The sequence below is a fragment of the Kitasatospora sp. NPDC088779 genome (genome assembly GCF_040685395.1).
In the GTDB taxonomy this organism is placed as follows: domain Bacteria; phylum Actinomycetota; class Actinomycetes; order Streptomycetales; family Streptomycetaceae; genus Kitasatospora.
On record NZ_JBFBHW010000034.1, the window covers coordinates 35,849 to 53,871 of the forward strand.

Annotated in this window: 14 protein-coding genes; 7 read left to right on the forward strand and 7 right to left on the reverse strand. The window is 75.8% G+C overall.

What is annotated here, in order from left to right:
* Window position 1: 1 nt before the first annotated feature.
* Window positions 2–784 carry a LuxR C-terminal-related transcriptional regulator gene (locus AB0P03_RS27495; RefSeq protein ID WP_363631407.1) on the reverse strand — a complete coding sequence of 261 codons (783 nt, stop codon included), beginning with the start codon at window positions 782–784 and terminating at the stop codon, window positions 2–4.
* 159 nt (window positions 785–943) lie between these two features.
* Between AB0P03_RS27495 and AB0P03_RS27500 the strand changes: the two genes are divergently transcribed.
* The gene (locus tag AB0P03_RS27500) at window positions 944–1,771 is read left to right on the forward strand and encodes a TIGR03084 family metal-binding protein (RefSeq protein WP_363631409.1); all 828 of its coding nucleotides are present in this window, start codon (window positions 944–946) and stop codon (window positions 1,769–1,771) included.
* Window positions 1,772–1,835: 64 nt separating this feature from the next.
* On the opposite strand, the gene AB0P03_RS27505 is transcribed toward AB0P03_RS27500, so the two are convergent.
* The 3 genes from AB0P03_RS27505 to AB0P03_RS27515 all read right to left on the reverse strand — a co-directional run bounded on the left by AB0P03_RS27505 (window position 1,836) and on the right by AB0P03_RS27515 (window position 7,574).
* Window positions 1,836–5,078 carry an error-prone DNA polymerase gene (locus tag AB0P03_RS27505; RefSeq protein WP_363631411.1) on the reverse strand — a complete coding sequence of 1,081 codons (3,243 nt, stop codon included), beginning with the start codon at window positions 5,076–5,078 and terminating at the stop codon, window positions 1,836–1,838.
* 81 nt (window positions 5,079–5,159) lie between these two features.
* Window positions 5,160–6,851 (reverse strand): DNA polymerase Y family protein, encoded by a 1,692-nt coding sequence (locus AB0P03_RS27510; protein ID WP_363631413.1) that lies wholly within the window; start codon window positions 6,849–6,851, stop codon window positions 5,160–5,162.
* A gap of 3 nt (window positions 6,852–6,854) precedes the next feature.
* Window positions 6,855–7,574 (reverse strand): hypothetical protein, encoded by a 720-nt coding sequence (locus AB0P03_RS27515; RefSeq protein ID WP_363631415.1) that lies wholly within the window; start codon window positions 7,572–7,574, stop codon window positions 6,855–6,857.
* Between the two features lie 200 nt (window positions 7,575–7,774).
* On the opposite strand from AB0P03_RS27515, the gene AB0P03_RS27520 reads away from it, so the two are divergent.
* The 3 genes from AB0P03_RS27520 (at window position 7,775) to AB0P03_RS27530 (ending at window position 10,135) form a co-directional block, all read left to right on the forward strand.
* Entirely contained in the window at window positions 7,775–8,377 is a 603-nt protein-coding gene (locus AB0P03_RS27520) for a DinB family protein (RefSeq protein WP_363631416.1), read from the forward strand.
* Between the two features lie 188 nt (window positions 8,378–8,565).
* Window positions 8,566–9,720 (forward strand): SUKH-4 family immunity protein, encoded by a 1,155-nt coding sequence (locus AB0P03_RS27525; protein WP_363631418.1) that lies wholly within the window; start codon window positions 8,566–8,568, stop codon window positions 9,718–9,720.
* A gap of 40 nt (window positions 9,721–9,760) precedes the next feature.
* Window positions 9,761–10,135 (forward strand): hypothetical protein, encoded by a 375-nt coding sequence (locus tag AB0P03_RS27530; RefSeq protein ID WP_159398386.1) that lies wholly within the window; start codon window positions 9,761–9,763, stop codon window positions 10,133–10,135.
* Between the two features lie 3 nt (window positions 10,136–10,138).
* Here the strand turns inward: AB0P03_RS27530 and AB0P03_RS27535 are convergent, their stop codons facing one another.
* Together AB0P03_RS27535 and AB0P03_RS27540 are read right to left on the reverse strand one after the other, a co-directional pair.
* On the reverse strand, window positions 10,139–11,503 hold the full coding sequence (locus tag AB0P03_RS27535; protein WP_363631420.1) for an MFS transporter: 1,365 nt from the start codon (window positions 11,501–11,503) through the stop codon (window positions 10,139–10,141).
* Window positions 11,504–11,510: 7 nt separating this feature from the next.
* Window positions 11,511–12,410, reverse strand: a complete 900-nt coding sequence (locus AB0P03_RS27540) for a DMT family transporter (protein ID WP_363631461.1) — start codon at window positions 12,408–12,410, stop codon at window positions 11,511–11,513.
* Window positions 12,411–12,645: 235 nt separating this feature from the next.
* On the opposite strand from AB0P03_RS27540, the gene AB0P03_RS27545 reads away from it, so the two are divergent.
* The 3 genes from AB0P03_RS27545 (at window position 12,646) to AB0P03_RS27555 (ending at window position 15,516) form a co-directional block, all read left to right on the forward strand.
* Window positions 12,646–13,518 (forward strand): LysR family transcriptional regulator, encoded by an 873-nt coding sequence (locus AB0P03_RS27545; protein ID WP_363585710.1) that lies wholly within the window; start codon window positions 12,646–12,648, stop codon window positions 13,516–13,518.
* Between the two features lie 101 nt (window positions 13,519–13,619).
* Window positions 13,620–14,660, forward strand: a complete 1,041-nt coding sequence (locus AB0P03_RS27550; protein ID WP_363631422.1) for a DUF2332 domain-containing protein — start codon at window positions 13,620–13,622, stop codon at window positions 14,658–14,660.
* An 88-nt stretch (window positions 14,661–14,748) separates the two neighbouring features.
* Window positions 14,749–15,516 (forward strand): MerR family transcriptional regulator, encoded by a 768-nt coding sequence (locus AB0P03_RS27555; RefSeq protein ID WP_363631423.1) that lies wholly within the window; start codon window positions 14,749–14,751, stop codon window positions 15,514–15,516.
* 42 nt (window positions 15,517–15,558) lie between these two features.
* On the opposite strand, the gene AB0P03_RS27560 is transcribed toward AB0P03_RS27555, so the two are convergent.
* Window positions 15,559–17,952 (reverse strand): FtsX-like permease family protein, encoded by a 2,394-nt coding sequence (locus AB0P03_RS27560; RefSeq protein WP_363631424.1) that lies wholly within the window; start codon window positions 17,950–17,952, stop codon window positions 15,559–15,561.
* Window positions 17,953–18,023: the final 71 nt, after the last annotated feature.

Consider the following 18,023-nt stretch of genomic DNA (forward strand, 5'->3'; position numbering starts at 1 on the left):
CTCACCGGCCGACCAGGCCGGACTCGCGCGCCGCCAGGGCGAGTTCGGTGCGGTTGCGAACACCGAGCTTGTGCATCGCGGACTTCAGGTAGCCCGTCACGGTGTTGCAGGTGAGGCCCAGCCGGGCGGCGATCTCCGGGTTGGTCCGGCCGGTCGCCGCCCAGCGCAGCACCTCGTGCTCGCGCGGGGTCAACGGCCGTACGGGGGCGGCCCGTCGGGGCGGCGCGGAGCGCCAGGCGGCCGCCCCGGCCAGGGCCCGGGTCGCGGTCGCGGCCAGTTCGCCGACGGCGGCGATCCGCACGTCCCCGAACGGGACGACGGCGCGCAGCGACGCGTACACCACGCCGTACACGGTGTCGCCGTGCAGCAGCGGCACGGTGAGCATCGCGTACAGGTCCTCGGCGCTGACGGCGGCGTCGTGGTCGTGCGAGATCGTGGTGGCGGCACGGTAGTCGGGCACCCAACTGGGCGCCCGCTCGGCCAGTGCCCGCCCGCCCAGGCCGGTGCCGGTCGGGACGGCCCGGTCGTGCAGCAGGTCGGCCCGGGTGCCGGCCCAGTGGCGCAGCACCATGCCCGCGTCGCTCCCCCGGGGCCCGGACGGCGGCTGCGGCACGCCGACCAGTCCGACGTCGGCCCCGCACTCGGCCACCACCCGCCGCGCGAGGTCGCCGAGCACGGCGTCCCGCACCAACTCGGCGGCGCGGGCGGCGAGCCCGGGATCGTCCGGGTGCGCCGGGGTGGTGAGGGTGTCCGCGGCCCCGGGGCCCGTCTTCGCCCTTGTCATCGCGAGATTGTCACACGCGGCACGGCCGCTGGCGAGAGTGCTGACGTGGGTGTTCCCCGCGTCTTCGACGGAGTGGCGGGCGCGGCGGCCGGGCCGGGCGTAGGGTGCGGCCGTGGCTTACCGGCGGGTAACGCGCCGGACCCGGAAGGAGGGAACCCGATGACGGACCCGAACACCCCGACGACGCCCGCGGCGGACGTCCTGACCGCGCTGCTGGACGACCTGCGGGCCGAGAGCGCGGCGCTGGACGCCCTGGTGGCCGGGCTGGACCCGGCCGGCTGGGCGCGCCCGACGCCCGCCGAGGGCTGGACGATCGCGCACCAGATCGCCCACCTCGCCTGGACCGACGACTGGACGGCGCTGGCCGCGCGCGACGCGGACGGCTTCGCCGCCGCGCGCGACGAGCGCTTCGGCACGCTGCCGGCCGCCGGCGTCGACCCGGTGGACGAGGGCGCGGCCGGCGGCGCGGCCGCCGCACCCGCGGACCTGCTCGCCCGCTGGCGCGCCGGCCGGGAGGAGGTGTCGGCCGCACTGGCCGCCACCCCGGCCGGCACCCGACTGCCGTGGTTCGGCCCGCCGATGAAGCCCGCCTCGATGGCCACCGCCCGGCTGATGGAGACCTGGGCACACGGCCAGGACGTCGCCGACGCGCTCGGCGCCGCCCGCGAGCCCACCGCCCGACTGCGGCACATCGCCCACCTGGGGCTGCGCACCCTCGGCTTCGCGTTCACCCTGCACGGGCTGCCCGCCCCCGAGTCGCCCGTCCGGCTCGAACTGACCGCGCCCGACGGCGGCCTGTGGACCTTCGGGCCGGACGGCGCCACGGACCGGGTGACCGGACCGGCCCTGGACTTCTGCCTCCTGGTGACCCAGCGCCGCCACCGCGACGACCTCGCCCTCACCGCCACCGGCCCCACCGCGACCGCCTGGCTCCCCATCGCCCAGGTCTTCGCCGGCGCCCCGGGCAAGGGGCGGACGCCCGCCTGAGCCGACCGGGTCGCCATCTGCGGCGGTGCGGACGGCAGGCCTGGAGGCCACCCCCCTGCCCCGCTCAGAGTCCGATCCGCAGCGGGGTGAGCCGGGTGGCGATCAGGTTGGTGGCGCCGCGGTCGCGCTCGATGCGGCCGTGGACCAGCAGGCCGGCCCGGTCGAGGGCCGTACGGCGCTGGGACTCCCAGACCGGGCGGTTGCAGACCACGTTGATCAGGCCGGTCTCGTCCTCCAGGCTGAGGAAGAGCACCCCGCCGGCCGTCGGCGGCCGCTGCCGGTGGGTGACCAGGCCGCCGACCACCACCTCCGATCCCGGTGCCGTGTCCGGGAGTTCGGCGGCGGACAGGGCGCCGCCGCGCTCCAGGCGGGCGCGCAGGTGCTGGAGCGGGTGGCTGGTGGCGGAGGTTCCGGTGGCCCACAGGTCGGCGATGGTCTCCTCGACCGGGCTCATGCCGGGCAGCGGCGGCACCTCCGTCCCGGGGGTGGTCCCCGGGATCAGTGCGGCCGAGATACCGGCGAACGCACCGGCGGTCCACAGCGCCTGACGTCTCGTCAGCCCGAAGCAGTCGAAGGCGCCCGCCGTCGCCAGCGCCTCCAGCGCCGGCGCGGGCAGACCGGTACGGCGCGCGAAGTCCTCCAGGTCGGCGTACGGTTGACCGGCCGCGATCGCCGCGGCCTGCGGGGCGCCGATGCCGCGCACCGTCTCCAGGCCCAGCCGGATCGCCGGCTGCGGGCGGCCCGCGGTCAGCGGCGGCTCCGGCGTCGGCCCCCGGTGCGGCTCCAGGGTGGGGCGCGGCGCGCTGGCGTTGACGTCCACCCCGCGCACCCGCACGCCGTGCCGCCGGGCGTCCGCGACCAGGCTCAGCGGCGAGTAGAAGCCCATCGGCTGGTTGGCCAGCAGGGCGCAGGTGAAGGCCGCCGGGAAGTGGTACTTGAGCCAGGCGCTGGCGTACACCAGGTAGGCGAAGCTGATCGCGTGGCTCTCCGGGAAACCGTAGTTGGAGAACGCCTCGATCTTGCCGTAGACGTCCTCGGCGACCTCCTCGGGGATGCCGCGCTCGGCCATCCCGCCGAGCAGCCGCTCGCGCAGCCGGGCGACCCGCTCGTGCGAGCGCTTGGCGCCCATCGCCTGCCGCAGCCGGTCCGCCTCGGCGGGCGTGAACCCGGCGCAGTCGATGGCGAGTTGCATCATCTGCTCCTGGAACAGCGGCACCCCGAGGGTCTTGCCGAGCGCGTTCTCCATCAACGGGTGCGGGCAGCCGGCCGGTTCGGCGCCCGCCCGGCGGCGCAGGTACGGGTGGACGGAGCCGCCCTGGATCGGGCCGGGCCGGATCAGCGCGACCTCGACCACCAGGTCGTAGAAGTGGTCCGGCTTGAGCCGGGGCAGCGTCGCCATCTGGGCCCGCGACTCGACCTGGAACACGCCGACGGTGTCCGCCCGGCGCAGCATCGCGTACACGCCCGCGTCGCCGTCCGGGATGGTGGCCAGGTCGTAGCGCAGGCCGTGGTGCTCGGCGACCAGGTCGCAGGCGTCGTGCAGCGCGGCGAGCATGCCGAGGCCGAGCAGGTCGATCTTCACCAGCCCGGCGCCGGCCGTGGACTCCTTGTCCCACTGCAGCACCGAGCGCCCGGGCATCCGGGCCCACTCGGTCGGGCAGATCTCGCCGATCGGCTCCCTGGTGAGCACCATGCCGCCCGAGTGGATGCCCAGGTGGCGCGGCAGGCCGTGGAGTTGGCCGGCGAGCGAGAGCACGTCGGCGGGGATCACGGCGTCCGCGCCGGGCGCGGAGCGGAAGTCGGTCTGCCGGCTGAACGCGTCCACCTGGCCCTGCGGGTAGCCGAGCACCCTGGCCGCGTCGCGGATCGCCAGCCGGGGCCGGTAGGTGATCACGTTGGCGACCTGCGCGGCGTGCTCGCGGCCGTAGCGGCGGTAGACGTACTGGATGACCTCCTCGCGGCGGCGGTTCTCGATGTCCAGGTCGATGTCGGGCGGGCCGTCCCGGGCGATGGACAGGAAGCGTTCGAACAGCAGTTTGTAGTGGACCGGGTCGACGGCGGTGATCCCCAGGGCGTAGCAGACCGCCGAGTTGGCGGCCGAGCCGCGGCCCTGGCACCAGATGTCCTGGCTCCGGCAGAAGTCGACGATGTCGTGCACGATCAGGAAGTAGCCGGCCAGGTCGAGGTCGTCGATGACGTCCAGTTCCAGGGCCAGCTGGCGTCGGGCGGCGGCGTTGCCGGGCCCGAAGCGGACCGGGCCGTCGGCGGCGACCAGGGCGCGCAGGTGGCTGATCTCGCTCTCGCCCTCCGGGACGGGGAAACCCGGGAGCTCCGGGTCCAGCCCGGTGAAGTCGAAGGCGCAGGAACGGCCGAGTTCGGCGGTGGCCCGCCGCACCCCCGAGAAGCGGGCCAGCCGGGCGGCCATCTCCCGGCCGGAGCGCAGGTGCGCGGTGCCCGCGGCCCGTGTCCAGCCGACCGCGTCCTGGAGGGTGCGGCGCCCGCGCAGCGCGGCCAGGCTCTGTGCCAGCCGGCCCTGGGCCGGGCCGGCGTGGTGGGCGTTGGTGGAGGCGACCACCGGGAGGCCCTGCTCGGCGGCGAGCGCGGCGAGGGCGTCATTGCGCCGGTCGTCGCCGGGAAGCCACTGGTCGATCAGCTCCACGTGGACGTTGTCGCGGCCGAACGCATCGGTCAGGGTGCGGAGTTGGTGCCCGGCCGTGCCGTCGTCGAGTTTTGCCGGGACGCGGCCGAGGCGGCAGCCGGTGAGCACCGCCCAGTGCCCGTCGTGCGCCCCGGCCAGTGCCGCGAGGTCGTACGCCGGGCGGCCCTTCGCGCCGCCGGCCAGCTGGGCGGCGGCGATCGCGGCGGACAGCCGGCGGTAGCCGGCCGGGTCTCGGGCCAGGACCAGCAAGTGTTCCACCTCTGCGCCGTTGTGACGGATCGTCAGTTCGGCGCCGAACGCGGTGGCCACGCCCGTCCCCCGGGCCGCCTCGGCCAGCCGGACCGCGCCGTACAGGCCGTCGTGGTCGGTGATCGCCAGCGTCTCCACGCCCAGCCGGGCCGCCTCGGCGACCAGGTCCTCCGGGTCGCTGGCGCCGTCCAGGAAGCTGAAGGCGGAGTGGACGTGCAGTTCGGCCCAGGGCTCGCCGCCGTCGCCGGGGGCTCCGGGGGCGGGGGCTCCGGGGACTCCGGGGGCGGGCTCCTCCTGGGCGGGGCGGCGCAGGGGGACGACCGTACGGTCCGGCACGGCGCCGGTCAGGCGGCGGTGCAGCTCGCTCCAGGGGAGGGTGGGGTGGCTGGTGAAGCCCATCGGGGGTCGCCTTCGTTCTCGCGGTTCGTCACCTCTCCCCCCTCGGGTCCCCCTCGGATCCCCCCCTCGGGCCGGCGGCCGTCAGTCGTAGCCGGCCTCCAGGTACCACGCGCCCCCCTCCACCGTGAGCAGCAGCGCCCGGCCACCGCCCAGCACGACCTGGAACCGGGCCCGGCGGCGGGCGAGCGACTGGTCCCACCAGTACTCGACCGCCGGCCAGGGGCCGGTCCAGCCGTCCACCCGCTCCTGTCGCCCCTGTCCCCCACGGCCCGGCCGGCCCTGGAACACCACCAGGGCCGGCCGGGCCGACACCCCCGCCCGGCCGTCCACCGTGACCGGCAGCCCGGCCTCGTCCAGCACCCGCACCGGCACCGGTTCCCGCAGCACCACCGCCGGCCACACGTCCGGCAGCCGCCCGGGCCAGGGCGCGCCGGCCGGCCCCGCCGCCTCGTACGGCTCGCCCCACGGCACCTTGACCGCCTGCTCACCCGGACCGCGCCCGCCGGCCGGCTCGATCCGGCGCAGCCCGGCGTGTCCGAGCACCGCCTGCACTCGGGCCACCGCCCGCTCCACCCGGTCGTCCGCGACCGCCTGGCCCCACAGCGCCAACTGACGGCTCTGGTCCGGGGAGAGGCCGTCGGGGGCCAGCCGGAGCAGGGCGAACCCGGCGTCGGGCGCTTCCCCGGACGCGGCGAACGTGCCCGCGCCCTGCCAGGCCTGGAGCTGCCAGCGGACCCGCTCGGCCAGCGCCGTCGCCGACAGCCCGCCCTCGTGCCGCCACAGCCGCGAGGCCGTCCGCCCGTCCGCGCAGGCCACCTCGACGGCCACCCGGCGGCAGGTCAGCCCGGCCCCGGCCAGCCGCTGGTGCAGCTGCTCGGCCAGTGTGCGGGCGACGAACACCAGCGGCTCCGCCAGCGGCTCGGGCGGGTCGAAGCGCTGCTCGACGGCGAGGTCCGGCTCCTGGTCGCGCGGCACCAGCGGACGCGGCTGCAAGCCCCGGGCCAGCCGGTGCGCCACCGCCCCGGCCGGGCCGAAGCGGTCCACGACCGCCTCGGACGGCAGCGCGGCGAACGCCCCGACGGTCGGCAGGCCGAGCCGCCCCAGCACCTCCGCCAGCGCCTCGTCGCCGAGCACGCCCACCGGGTACGGCGCGAGGAACTCCGCCGTCCGCCCGGCCGGCACCAGCACTCCGGCGCGGGCGGCGAGCACGGCGGCGAACAGGCCGTCGGCGACCCCGACCTGGGCGGGCGGGGGCGGGGGGTGCTCGGTCCCGGTGGGGGCGGGGGGCGTGGCGGCAGGGGTGGCGGGGGGTGTGGTGGCGGGGGTGGCGTCCGTACCGGGCACGGAGACCGCGCCGGGGGCGGCGTCCGGGACCGGCTCCCGCGCCAGCGCATCCGCCACCGCCGTCCGGACCTTGGCCGCCAACGCCTCCTCACCGCCGAAGTAGCGGCCCGGCCCCTTCACCGGGATCGCGCACAGGCCCGGGCGGACCACCTCCACCCGGGGCGTGAACGCCTCCACCGCCGCGACCACCGGCTCGAAGCGGCCGGTCTCCGCCTCCGGGTCGCGGTCGCGCAGCTCCAGCGCCGGGCAGAGCCGCTGGGCCAGCTTGAGCCGCTGCCCCTGCCGCACCCCGGCCGCCCGGGCACCCGCCGAGCAGGCGAGGATCCGCCCGCCCTCGGTCACCGCCACCGGGTCGTCGCCGGTGACGGCCGCCACCGGCCAGTCCGGGCACCAGACCACCAGCACCCGCGGTGTCCTGTCGTCCGCCATCGCTCACACCACCGCTACCCGTTCGAGCGGCTGCTCGACGGCCCCGGGCCGCCCCGGAACGGGACGCTCCAGGACGGGGCGCTCCAGGGGCGGCCGGTCCAGGACCGGTCTGTCCGGGACCGCCCGTACCGCGCCGTGCTCGTCCGGCAGCCAGAGCCGGGCGGTCCTCCCGCGCACCGCCGAACCGCGCCCCTCGGCCACCACCTCCACCTGCCGCCCGGCGAGCTGCCCGTAACCGTCCCCCAGCCCGAACCAGCGCCCGGACCGGACCCCGAGCCGCAGGGCCGCCCCCGGCCACGGCCCGGCCACCAGCAGCACGCAGCCGCTGCGCCGCAGCACCGCCGCCAGCCGGGTGGCCAGCTTCGGCGGCACCGGGCCGTCCGGGCGCAGCATGACCAGTTCGACCGCGCCGGCCAGCACCGACACCACCTCGGCCCAGTGCGGCCCCGGGTCGTCCGCGACCAGCAGCCGCCGCAGGTCCAGCCCGTACCCCTCGGCCGCGGCCAGCCCCAGGTCCGGCAGCCCGACGGCCGCCGCCCAGCCGCCCTCGGTCTCCTTCACCCCGGCTGCCAGCGCCAGCAGCAGCCCGGTGTCCCCGCCCGCCACCGACACCGCCGTCCCCCGCCGCAGCCCGCCGTCCGGCAGCACCTCCCGCAGCGCCGGCACCACCGGCACCACGCCCCGCCCGGCCCGCCCTTCCGCCGGCACGGCGGCCGACGCCACCGGCCGGAGCGTCGGTCGCTCGGCGATGGAATCGAAAACAGGTTCGAAAACGGACACAACCCCAGGATCGAACATTCGTTCGCAAAGATTCAAGTCCACACCCTCCCCGCCCCACCCGTCACACTCCGTAGTTCCCCTTGCCGGCCCCTGGGTGCGCGGAATTCGGTGGACAGGTCCGACGCGATCAACAGACTGATGCCATGACGGCAACCGATCCCAAGACCGATCCCAGGACCGACCTCCGGATCTATCTCCAGGACGCCCGCGACGTCCTGCTGTGGAAGCTCGACGGCCTCTCCGAATACGACCTCCGGCGCCCGCTGACCCCGACCGGGACCAATCTGCTGGGGCTGGTCAAACACGTCACCGGGGCCGAGGCGATGTACTTCGGCGACACCTTCGGGCGGCCGTTCCCCGAACCGACGCCGCTGTGGTTCACCGGCGACGCCGAGCCGAACGCCGACCTGTGGGCGCGGGCGGACGAGACCACGGAGGAGATCACCGGACGCTACCGCCGGGTCTGGGCGCACACCGACGCCACCATCGAGGCGCTGCCGCTGGACGCGATCGGCCGGATACCGTTCGGCCGGCGGGCCGAGCAGACCTTGCACCGGGTCCTCGTCCACATGATCGCCGAGACCCACCGCCACGCCGGCCACGCCGACCTCCTCCGCGAACTCGTCGACGGCACCACCGGCCAGCGCCCGGACGGGATCAACACCGCCCCCGGCGACGCGGCCTGGTGGCAGGCCCACCACGCCCGCGTGGAGCGGGCCGCCCAGGAGGCCGGCGGGCTCGTCTGACCCGCCCCGTACGGCGCCCGGGTGGGGTGGGGGGCGGATCCGGGAAACCGGCTCGCCCTGGTCCGCCCTGGTCCGCTCTGGTCCAGCTGGAGCCCTGCGGCGGCTTGCGGCGGCTTGCCGGCTCTGGTGTCGGATGGGGCGGCTAGGGTCTGGGGGTCAAGGGTCGGGGCGGTGGAGGGCGGGGGGACGTGGGGTGTGCGCGGGTGGCGGCGGACAGGTTGCCGAGTGGGGTGGTGCATCCGGGGAGCCGGGAGTTCCTGATCCGGGAGGGGCTGCCGCTCTCGGGGGCGTTCCTGGATTTCGGGGTGCTCGGCGGCGGGCCGCCTCCGGCGCTGCCGGAGGCGGAGCGGCTGTTCGTCCTGGGCGAGACGGAGTACTGCGCGCCGTTCGCCGCGGCCGGCGGCCTGGTGCTGCTCGACGGAACGACCGGCGAGGTGTTCCTCGGCGAACCCGGCCCGCGGCGGGACCTGCTGGCCTCCGGTCTGCCCGCGCTGGCCGGGCTGGTGCGGGAGGTGGAGGCGGTCGCCGAGTCGGCCCGGCGGGCGGACGCGCTGGACGGGCGGCGCGGCCCCGCGGTGGTCGCCGAGGTGACGGCCGGGGCCGAACGGCGGATGCGGGAGATCGACCCCGGGCTGTTCGGGCGGTCCGCGACGCCGCCCGCGCACTGGGGCACGGCGCTGCTCGTGCGAGCACTGGGCTGGGGCGCGCTGCCGGGCGGTCCGGGCGGTCCGGCGTACGAGGTCGGCCCGGAGCTGGTGGCGGAGCTCGCCGCGCTGACGGGCGAGGAGGGCGGCGCGGGCCTGGTGCACCGCTACCGGGCGCAGGAGCTGCCCGCCGGGCTGGTGCACGAGCCGACCCGGCGGCTGCTGACCGAGATCGGACTGCCGCTGGGCGGGGCGATGTTCGGGGTCTGCGAGGAACCGCTGGTCACGATGGCGGAGGCGTACCCGGAGTACTTCGACGGCGAGGAGGAGCGCCCGTACCAGCGGGAGTTCCTGGCCCTCGGGGACTGGCCGACGGATCTGACGATCGCCCTGGACGGTGTCACCGGCCGCCTGGAGCTGCCGGACTGGTACGACGACGGCCAGCCGGAGGCCTACCTCAACCGCGACCTGTCCGCCCTGCTGTACGCGCTGTGGACGTACGAGCGGCTGCGCGCCGAGTGGGAGCGCTGGGACTGCGGGCGGGCCCGGGACACCTGGGCGGTGTTCGACCCGCAGTCGCTGCTGAGCACCGTGGTGGACCGGCTCGTCGAGGCCGTCGACCCGGAGGCGTTCGCCTCGCCCGGGTGCTCGTGGCGGCTGCTCGCCGAGGACGCGCACATGGGCGGCCTGCTCGGGTGATCACGGGGCGCCCCGGCTGGGGCGCCGGTACGCTGCCCCGGTGACGAACATCCGTACGGCGACCGGGCGACGGCGGGCGGTGCTGCTCACCTTCGGCGCCGTCCTGTCCCTCGCGGCGGCGGGCTCGCTGTACGGGCTGCTGTACGTGCGGTCACTGGACTTCGGCGAGCGCTGCGAGCAGGGCCTGGTACCCGGCGGCGGACGGCTGCTGGAGACGGGCGCGTCCTGGCTGCCGCCGGACGCGTGGTGCCGGTTCGAGGACGGGAGCATGTCCACCACGCCGTTCTGGGCGCTGCTGCTGTTCTACGCCCTGCTGACCCTGGTCGTCTGGTCGGTGACCGCGCTGCTGCGGATCCACCGCCCGCGCCCGCACCTGGGGCTGGACTGGCAGCCGGGGCACGGGCCGGGCTGGTAGGTCTCAGGCCTGTCGGGGCTGCGCGGGGAGCTGGGTGGGAGTCTGCGCGGGGACGGGGCCTTCGGAGGCTTCGGCTTCGGCTTCGGCTTCGGGGAGCCGGCGGCGGGTGCGGATCGGGGAGAGGAAGACCGGCAGGAAGGCCACCGCGAGGACGGCTCCGCCGCACCAGAGGGTGGCCCGCAGGCCGACGAGTTCGCCGAGCAGCCCGGACAGCGCGGAGCCGATCGCGAGCGCGCCGGTGAGCAGGAAGCGGAAGGTGGCGTTCATCCGGCCGAGGAGCGCGTCCGGGGTCATCCGCTGGCGCAGGCTCACCCCGAGGACGTTGTCCATCCCGGTCTTGAGCGAGACCAGCAGCCAGCCCGCCCCCGCCGCGAACAGCCAGGGGCCGTGCCCGATCAGCGGCACCAGCAGCCCGGCGGGCGCCACGCAGACGCCGGCCAGGCCGAGCGTACGTCCGTAGCCGAGTCGGGCGGCGATCGGGCGGGCGCAGCGCGAGCCGAGCAGGATGCCGACCCCGCCGACCGCCCAGAACAGGCCCAACGCCCCGGCGGAAAGGCCCAGTTCCCGCACGAACAGCACCGGGAGCAGCGTGTTGACGAGTTGGAAGCCCAGGTTGGTGAGGGCCGCGGTGAGGGCGAGCGCGCGCAGTTCCCGGTTGCCGAGGACGTGCCGCAGCCCCTCGGCAATCTGCGCTCCGAGCCCGCCGCCCTCGCCCCTGCCCTTGCCCCTGTCGGCGTCCCCGTCCCCGCCCTCGCCCCTGCCCCTGTCGGCGATCGGTTCGGAGGCGGGGGTGCGGCGCAGCCCGATCAGGCGAAGCGCCGAGCCGAGGTGGCTGAGCGCGGTCGCGACGATCGCGAACGGCGCGGTGAGCAGTTGGACCAGCAGGCCGCCCGCGCCGCGCCCGGCGACGTTGCCGACCGCCATCAGGCCGACGACGGCGGCGTTCGCCTGCACCAGGTGCCCGCGACCGACCAACCGGGGCAGCACGCTCTGCGAGCCGACGTCGAAGAAGACCGTCGCGCAGCCGGTGAGCAGCGCGACCGTGTACAGCTGCCAGAGGGTGAGCCCGCCCAGCCACCAGGCGAGCGGGATGGAGGCGTACAGCGCGGCCTTCACCAGGTCGGCGACGATCAGCACGCGGCGGTGGCGCATCCGGTCCACCCAGGCGCCGGCGGGCAGGCCGATGAGCAGGAAGGCGAGGGTGCTCAGGGTGGCGAGGACGCCGACCTGCCCCGGGCCCGCGTCGAGCGCCTCGACGGCGATCAGCGGGACGGCGACGTAGCCGACGTTGGTGCCGAGTTGAGCGAGGGCGGTCGCGGTGAAGAGGGTGCGGAAGTCGGCGGTTCGCCAGAGGGAGTGGGGGTGCATGGTCCGTTCAGTCGCGTGAAGCGGTGGGGGTCGGCATGAGGGCGGGGGCCTGGGCCCTGTGATGTTTCGTCAGGAAAACACCGGCGAGTACGACGACCATTCCGGCAACGGTCCGGATCGTCAGCTCCTCGCCGAGGACGAGCGCGCCGAGCGCGGTGGAGACCACCGGCAGCAGATAGCCGACGGTGGCCGCACTGGTGGGGCCCTCCGTGGCGATGAGGCGGTAGTTGAGGTGGAACGTGAGCCCGGTGCAGGCGACGCCGAGGACGGCGACGGCGACGAGTCCGAGCGGATCGGCGCCCGCGACCGGGTCGAGCGAGCCGCCGACCGGCAGCGCGAGCGTGCTCAGCCCGGCCGCGGCGGTGAGCTGGGCGGCGGAGAGGGCCAACGGGGCCGCTCCCGTGCCGGTGAGGGCACGGGCCATGTAGGCGAAGGCGATGGCGTAGCTGGCCGCCGCACCGAGCAGGGCGAGTGCGGGCAGGGCGGGGAGGCCACCGCCGTCCCGCCACGGGGAGAAGATCAGCAGCACGCCCGCGAAGCCGAGCACCAGACCACCCGACCGCAGCGGGCCGCGGGCGCGTTCGGTGCCGAGGGCGAGACCGACCAGCAGGGACCAGAGCGGGGTGGTCGCGTGCAGCACCCCGGCCAGGCCGGAACCGACGCCGCGCTCGCCGTACGCGGTCAGGAGGAACGGCAGCGCGTTGCAGAGCAGCGCCGCCAGCGTGAGCCGGCGCCAGACGGCGGCACCGCGCGGCAGGCGCTGCCGGGCGGAACGGGCGAGCAGCAGCAGGACGGCGGCGCCGAGGACCGAGCGGAGCACGGTGATCTGCACGGGGGTGAGCCCGTGCTGGAGCGCGAGCCGGATCCAGAGGAAGCCCGAGCCCCAGAACAGGGCGAGAACGGCCATCCGCAGCACGGGCGGTGCTCCTTCTGTCGAGGTGACGGTGTCGGGTGTGTCGATGTCGGGTGTCGGGGGGCGCGTGTCGGGGGGCGGGTGTCAGGGGGCGGGTGTCAGGGGGCGGGTGTCAGGGGGTGTCGGGGCGTTCGACGACGGTCCCGCGACGGGATCCGGTAGCACAAGCGAAATGTTCTTCACCACCTTTAAGCTGAGCTACATGAATGAGGTGCTCGACGTCCGACGGATGCAGGTCCTGCGGGCCGTGGTCGACCACGGCTCGGTGAGCGCGGCGGCCGGCGCGCTCGGCTACACCCCGTCCGCCGTCAGCCAGCAGGTGGCGGCGCTGGAGCGGGAGACCGGGACGGCCCTGCTGGAACGCGTCGGGCGCGGCGTTCGGCCGACCGCCGCCGGACTGCTGCTCGCCGGGCACGCCGCCGTCATCGAGCGGCAGGTCGCGGAGGCCGGCGCGGCGCTGGCCGACCTGCGGGCCGGGCGCAGCGGCAGCCTCACCGTGCGCTACTTCGCCACGGCCGGCGCCGCGTTGGTGGCCCCGGCGGTGGCCGCGTTCCGCCGGACGCACCCGGGCGTACGACTCGACCTCGGCATGACCGACCCGGAGGACCCGCTCACCGAGGTGCTGGACGGCCGGGCCGACCTCGCGGTGGTGGTCCGGTCCGACGGCGCCGCGCACCCGGGCCTGCGGCTGGTTCACCTGCGCGACGACCCGTACCGGGCGGTGCTGCCCAAGGGCCACCGGCTCGCCGCGAAACGCGTCCTGGACCTCGCCGAGCTCGCGGACGAGCCCTGGGTGGGGGCCGAGCCGCCCGGCCCGTGCCGGGAGGTCGTCCGGGGGGCCTGCGACGCGGCCGGGTTCGGGCCGTCCGTCGCGGTGGACAGCGCCGACTACGCGACGGCGCAGGGCTTCGTCGCGGCCGGACTGGGCGTCGCCCTGGTCCCCGCCCTCGGGCTCGCCCAGCGCCACCCGGGCGTCACCGTGCGCCGGCTCCGCGGCCCGGAGCCGGTCCGTGCGCTGCACGCCGCAGTGCGCGAGGGCGCCTGGGGACAGCCGGCGCTCGGCGCGCTGGTGTCCGCGCTGCGGGCGGCGGCGCAGCCGTAGGACCACCGGCCCGACCGGAAAGGCACGGGCCGGGCTGTGCCAATTCGTTGAAGAGAGCTGAAGAGAGCTGAAGAGAGTCGAAGAGAAAGGAAGTACGGAACGTGGACAGTGCTATCGGGGACCTCTACCGGGCCTTCGCGGAGCGGGAGGCGCGCGGCAACTCGGCGAGCTACCAGGGCCTCGCCGAACGCGCCGCCGGGGACGATGAGTTGTGCGCCCTGCTGGACGGGCTGCCGGCCGCGAAGCGGCAGCCGAACCTGCTGTTCGGCTCGGTCCGCCACCTCGGCGGACCGGTGACGGCCGGCTATCCGGCCTTCCGCACCTGGGTGTCGGCGCACTGGGACGAGGTTGCGGCGACGATGCTGCGACGGCGGACGCAGACCAACGAGGCCGGCCGGTGCGCCACCCTGCTGCCGCTGCTGGCGGCGCTGCCGCAGCCGCTCGCGCTGATCGAGGTGGGGGCCTCGGCGGGGCTCTGCCTCTACCCGGACCGGTATCGGTACCGATACACGGTTGAGGTGGGCGAAGTAGGCGAAGCCGGTGAAGCAGGCGGCCCGGCGATCGAGTTCGGCGCCCAGGAGAGCCCGGTGACGCTGGAGTGCGCGGTGCGCGGGCCGGTACCGCTGTCGGCGTCGTTGCGGGAGCGGCTGCCCGAGGTGGTGTGGCGCGCCGGGATCGACCTCAACCCGCTGGACGTCCGGGACGAGGAGGACATGCGCTGGCTGGAGTCGCTGGTCTGGCCCGAGCAGGCCCACCGGCTGGAGCGGCTGCGCGGCGCCGTCCAGGTCGCCCGGGCCGAGCCGCCGCACCTGGTGCGCGGCGACCTCAACGCGACGGTGAGGGAGTTGGTGGCACAGGTGCCCGCCGGTGCCACGCCGGTGGTGTTCCACAGCGCGGTGCTCGCCTACCTGTCCCCGGAGGCGCGGGAGGAGTTCGCGGTGACCATGCGCGGCCTGCCCGGGCACTGGATCTCCAACGAGGCCGTCTCGGTGCTGCCGACCGTCGAGCGACGTCTCCCCCACCCCGCGCCCGTCGGATCCGGGCTGTTCGCGCTCGCCCTGGACGAGCGGCCGGTGGCCTTCACCGGACCGCACGGGCAGTCCCTCGACTGGTTCCAGCCCCGGGACGGTCTCGGGGCTTGAAGCTGCCGCAGCGTCAGCTTCTACCGTCGTGACCAGGGCCGGAGGAACCGGCCCTGGTCCAAGCGAACGTGAACGAGGGAGACGGCGCATGGCAGCGGTCTGGCCGATCGCGGAAGTCGTCCGGATGTCGGGCGTGACAGCCCGGACCCTGCGGCACTACGACGAGATCGGACTGCTGCCACCGGCCTGGATCGGCTCCAACGGCCACCGCTACTACGAGGAACGGCAGTTGCTCCAGCTGCAACAGATCCTCGTACTGCGGGCGCTGGGGGTCGGGCTGACCGAGATCGCCCGGATCCTGGGCGACCAGGTGGACGAGCTGGAGGCCCTGCGGGACCACCGGCACCGGCTGCTCGCCGAGCGCGACCGGCTGGACACCCTGGCCGCCACCGTCTCCCGCACGATCGCCGACCTGGAACGTTCCCGAGAGGACGGCACACCCATGACCAGCATCAACCGACCGGAGAACCTGTTCGAGGGCATCCAGCCCGGCGACGTCGAGGAGAGCCTGCGGGACTTCCCCGAGCACGCCGAGGCGGCGCGGCGCGCCACCGCCGCGATGAGCCAGGCCGACGTCGAGGCCGGACAGCGCGAGCGGACGGCACGGATGATCCGCCTGGCGGAGCTGCTGACGGCCGGCCACCCGGCGGACGCCGAGCCCGTGCAGAACCACATCGACGCCGAGTACCGGGCGCTCAGCGCGCTCCGGACGGTCTCCGTCGAGGAGTTCCGCGCGATCGCGCGCTCCTGCACGGAGAACGCCCAGTGGAGCGCCGCGTACGAGGCCATCACCCCGGGCCTGGCCGCGTACCAGCGGGCCGCCTTGGAGGCGTACGCGGCGGCACGGCTGGTCTGAGTCACCGGCGGAGCGGGCCTTCCCTACCGCCCCGCCCCGCCGTCACTCGGTGCGCAGCGCCGTGACCGTCCGGGTGCGAGCCGTCCAGGCGGCGGGGAGGAGGGCCCCGAGCAGCGCCAGCACCAGGCCGCCGAGTATCAGCGGCCCCACCACCGAGGGGTGGAACACGGTGAGGTCCGCCTCCGGCACCCCGACCCCGGCGGCGCGGGCCATCGCCGGCATCACCTGGTGGTGCAGCAGGATCCCGATCGGTACCCCGATCAGCCCGGCCGTCAGCCCGCTGCCGCAGACCGAGGTGAGCACCATGCCGACCGTCTGCCGGGGCGACATCCCCAGCGCCTTGAGCACCCCGAGGTCGTGCACCCGCTCCCGGGTGTCCAGCAGCACCGTGTTGAGCACGCCCAGACCGGCCACCACGGCCAGCAGCAGGGTGAGCGTCCCGGCGAGGGTGTTCATGGCCAGCATCACGATGCTGATCTGCTGCCCGCCCGCTTCGGCGCTCAGGCCCAGCGGCCGGACGGCGTCGTCGAGCCCGTCCGCGTACGCCTTCGCGTCCGTGGCCGGGGTGAGGTCGATCTGGAAGGCGACCGCGTCGGCCTGGACGGCGGTGCCGAGCGGGGCCAGTGCGGCCCGGTCGACGAACACCTGGTCGCTGGTGGTCAGGACCTCACCGCTGATCCGCACCGGGGTGCTGCGCCCGTGGTCGGTGAGGGTGACGGTGTCGCCGACGCGCACCTGGTTGGCGCGCAGGAAGGCGGTGGCGACGACCACTTCGCCGGGGCCCTGGAACCACCGGCCGGAGATCAGCTGGTAGCCGCCCCAGGAGGCGTCCCCGGTGAAGGCGATCACCGCGGTGCGCCCGGTGTTCCCGGCCACGGCGACCGGCGTCGGAGCGGTGCTGTACCAGGCCCGGGTACCGGGGCGGCCGGTGATCGCCCTGGTCGCGGCGGCCTCGTCCACGTGGTCGGGGGCCTTCGTCGAGCTCTCGATCGGGGTCTGGAGCACGACCTTGCCGGAGCGCCCGGCCTGGAGGCCGTCCTGGAAGGAGCCGAGCGAGAGCGTCAGGCCGACGCACAGGGTGACTCCGGCCGTGCCGAGCACCACCGCGGCGGCCGTGGTCGCCGAGCGGCCCGGCCGGGTGAGCGGGGTCGCCAGCCCGAGGCTCAGGGCGCGCGGCACCGGTAGGCGGCCGATGAGCTGCTGGATCCTGGCGGCCGGACCCGACGCCCCGGCCGGACCCGGGCCGCCGCGGGAGGCTGCCCGCCGGGCGCCCGGCGCCGTCCGGCCGACCGCGAGCGCCTCCACCGTGCGCAGCCGGCCGGCCCGCAGCGCGGGCACCAGGGCGGTGCCCGCCACGGCCGCCAGGGCCACCGCCGAAACGGCGACGTCCACCCAGAGCGGGATGCCGAGCAGGCCGCCGCGCAGGGCCTTGTGCGCCATCCCGAGGACGGGCACGGACAACAGGTTTCCGCCGAGCACGCCGAGCGCCGTGCCGACCCCGGCCGGGATCAGTGCCTGGCCGACGTAGGCGCGCGCCACCTGGGACGGGGTGAAGCCGAGGGATTTGAGGATGCCGATCCGCCGGGTGGCGGCGCTGACGGCGCCGCTGACCACGACGCCGATGATCAGCACCGACATGGCCAGGCCGAGCACCCCGAAGGCCGTCACGAACGGGACGAAGGTCGCGGCCGTCCGGTTGGCCTCCGCCTGGGCCGGCCGGTACGAGGTGGCCCTGGCGAGGGCGCCGCCCGGCACCGCGGCGGCGAGCGCGGCGCGGTCCGCCTCCACCTCGGCGTCGGTGTCGGCGTGGGCGAAGCGGTAGAGGTACTGGGCGGCGGGCGCCGCACCGGGCGCGGTGAGCCCGGCGACCTGTTCGGGGGCGATCCAGCCGTCCGCGCTCCAGGAGGGGGAGGCGGCCAGGCCGACGACCTTGAGGACCGGGTGCCCGGGGAGGTCGGGGAACTGCATGCTGTCGCCGACGCCCAGCGGCGAGTGGCCGTCCAGGAACACCACCTCGCCGGGGCCGGCGAGCCAGCGGCCCATGGTGATCCGCAGACCGTCCAGCGGGCCGTCCTTCGCCCGGCCGACCAGCGTCACGGGCGGGAGCAGGCTGCCGGCCGGCGGGATCCGCAGCTCGTCACCGGCGCGCGGCTGGACGGTGAGCGCCGGGTAGGGGCCGGCCGAGGCCGTCACGCCGGGGGCGTGCGCGGTCGCGGCGAGTTGGGCGGGGCTCGCCCTGGCCGGGTCGTACAGCGCGTTGAGGTGCGCGCCGCGCTGGTCGGCGAAGGTGCGCTGGTACGGGCCCTGGGAGGCGACCAGCAGGCCCGTGGCGAGGATGCACGCCGTCACGGCCGCCATCGTGGTGAGCACCATGACCAGGGTCTGCACCCGCTTGCGGCCGACGCCGGCGCGAACCACCTTGCCCAGTACGCTCATGCGCCCGCCTCCCTTCGCCCGGCGGGGGCGTTCGCCCGCACGCGCCCTCCCGTGATCCGCTCTCCCCCAGC

What these genes read in the sequence shown, in the direction of transcription:
- AB0P03_RS27495 (WP_363631407.1), bottom strand. Translation starts at nt 784, where the DNA reads ATGACAAGGGCGAAGACGGGCCCCGGGGCCGCGGACACCCTCACCACC.
- AB0P03_RS27500 (WP_363631409.1), top strand. Translation starts at nt 944, where the DNA reads ATGACGGACCCGAACACCCCGACGACGCCCGCGGCGGACGTCCTGACC.
- AB0P03_RS27505 (WP_363631411.1), bottom strand. Translation starts at nt 5,078, where the DNA reads ATGGGCTTCACCAGCCACCCCACCCTCCCCTGGAGCGAGCTGCACCGC.
- AB0P03_RS27510 (WP_363631413.1), bottom strand. Translation starts at nt 6,851, where the DNA reads ATGGCGGACGACAGGACACCGCGGGTGCTGGTGGTCTGGTGCCCGGAC.
- AB0P03_RS27520 (WP_363631416.1), top strand. Translation starts at nt 7,775, where the DNA reads ATGACGGCAACCGATCCCAAGACCGATCCCAGGACCGACCTCCGGATC.
- AB0P03_RS27535 (WP_363631420.1), bottom strand. Translation starts at nt 11,503, where the DNA reads ATGCACCCCCACTCCCTCTGGCGAACCGCCGACTTCCGCACCCTCTTC.
- AB0P03_RS27540 (WP_363631461.1), bottom strand. Translation starts at nt 12,410, where the DNA reads ATGGCCGTTCTCGCCCTGTTCTGGGGCTCGGGCTTCCTCTGGATCCGG.
- AB0P03_RS27545 (WP_363585710.1), top strand. Translation starts at nt 12,646, where the DNA reads ATGCAGGTCCTGCGGGCCGTGGTCGACCACGGCTCGGTGAGCGCGGCG.
- AB0P03_RS27555 (WP_363631423.1), top strand. Translation starts at nt 14,749, where the DNA reads ATGGCAGCGGTCTGGCCGATCGCGGAAGTCGTCCGGATGTCGGGCGTG.
- AB0P03_RS27560 (WP_363631424.1), bottom strand. Translation starts at nt 17,952, where the DNA reads ATGAGCGTACTGGGCAAGGTGGTTCGCGCCGGCGTCGGCCGCAAGCGG.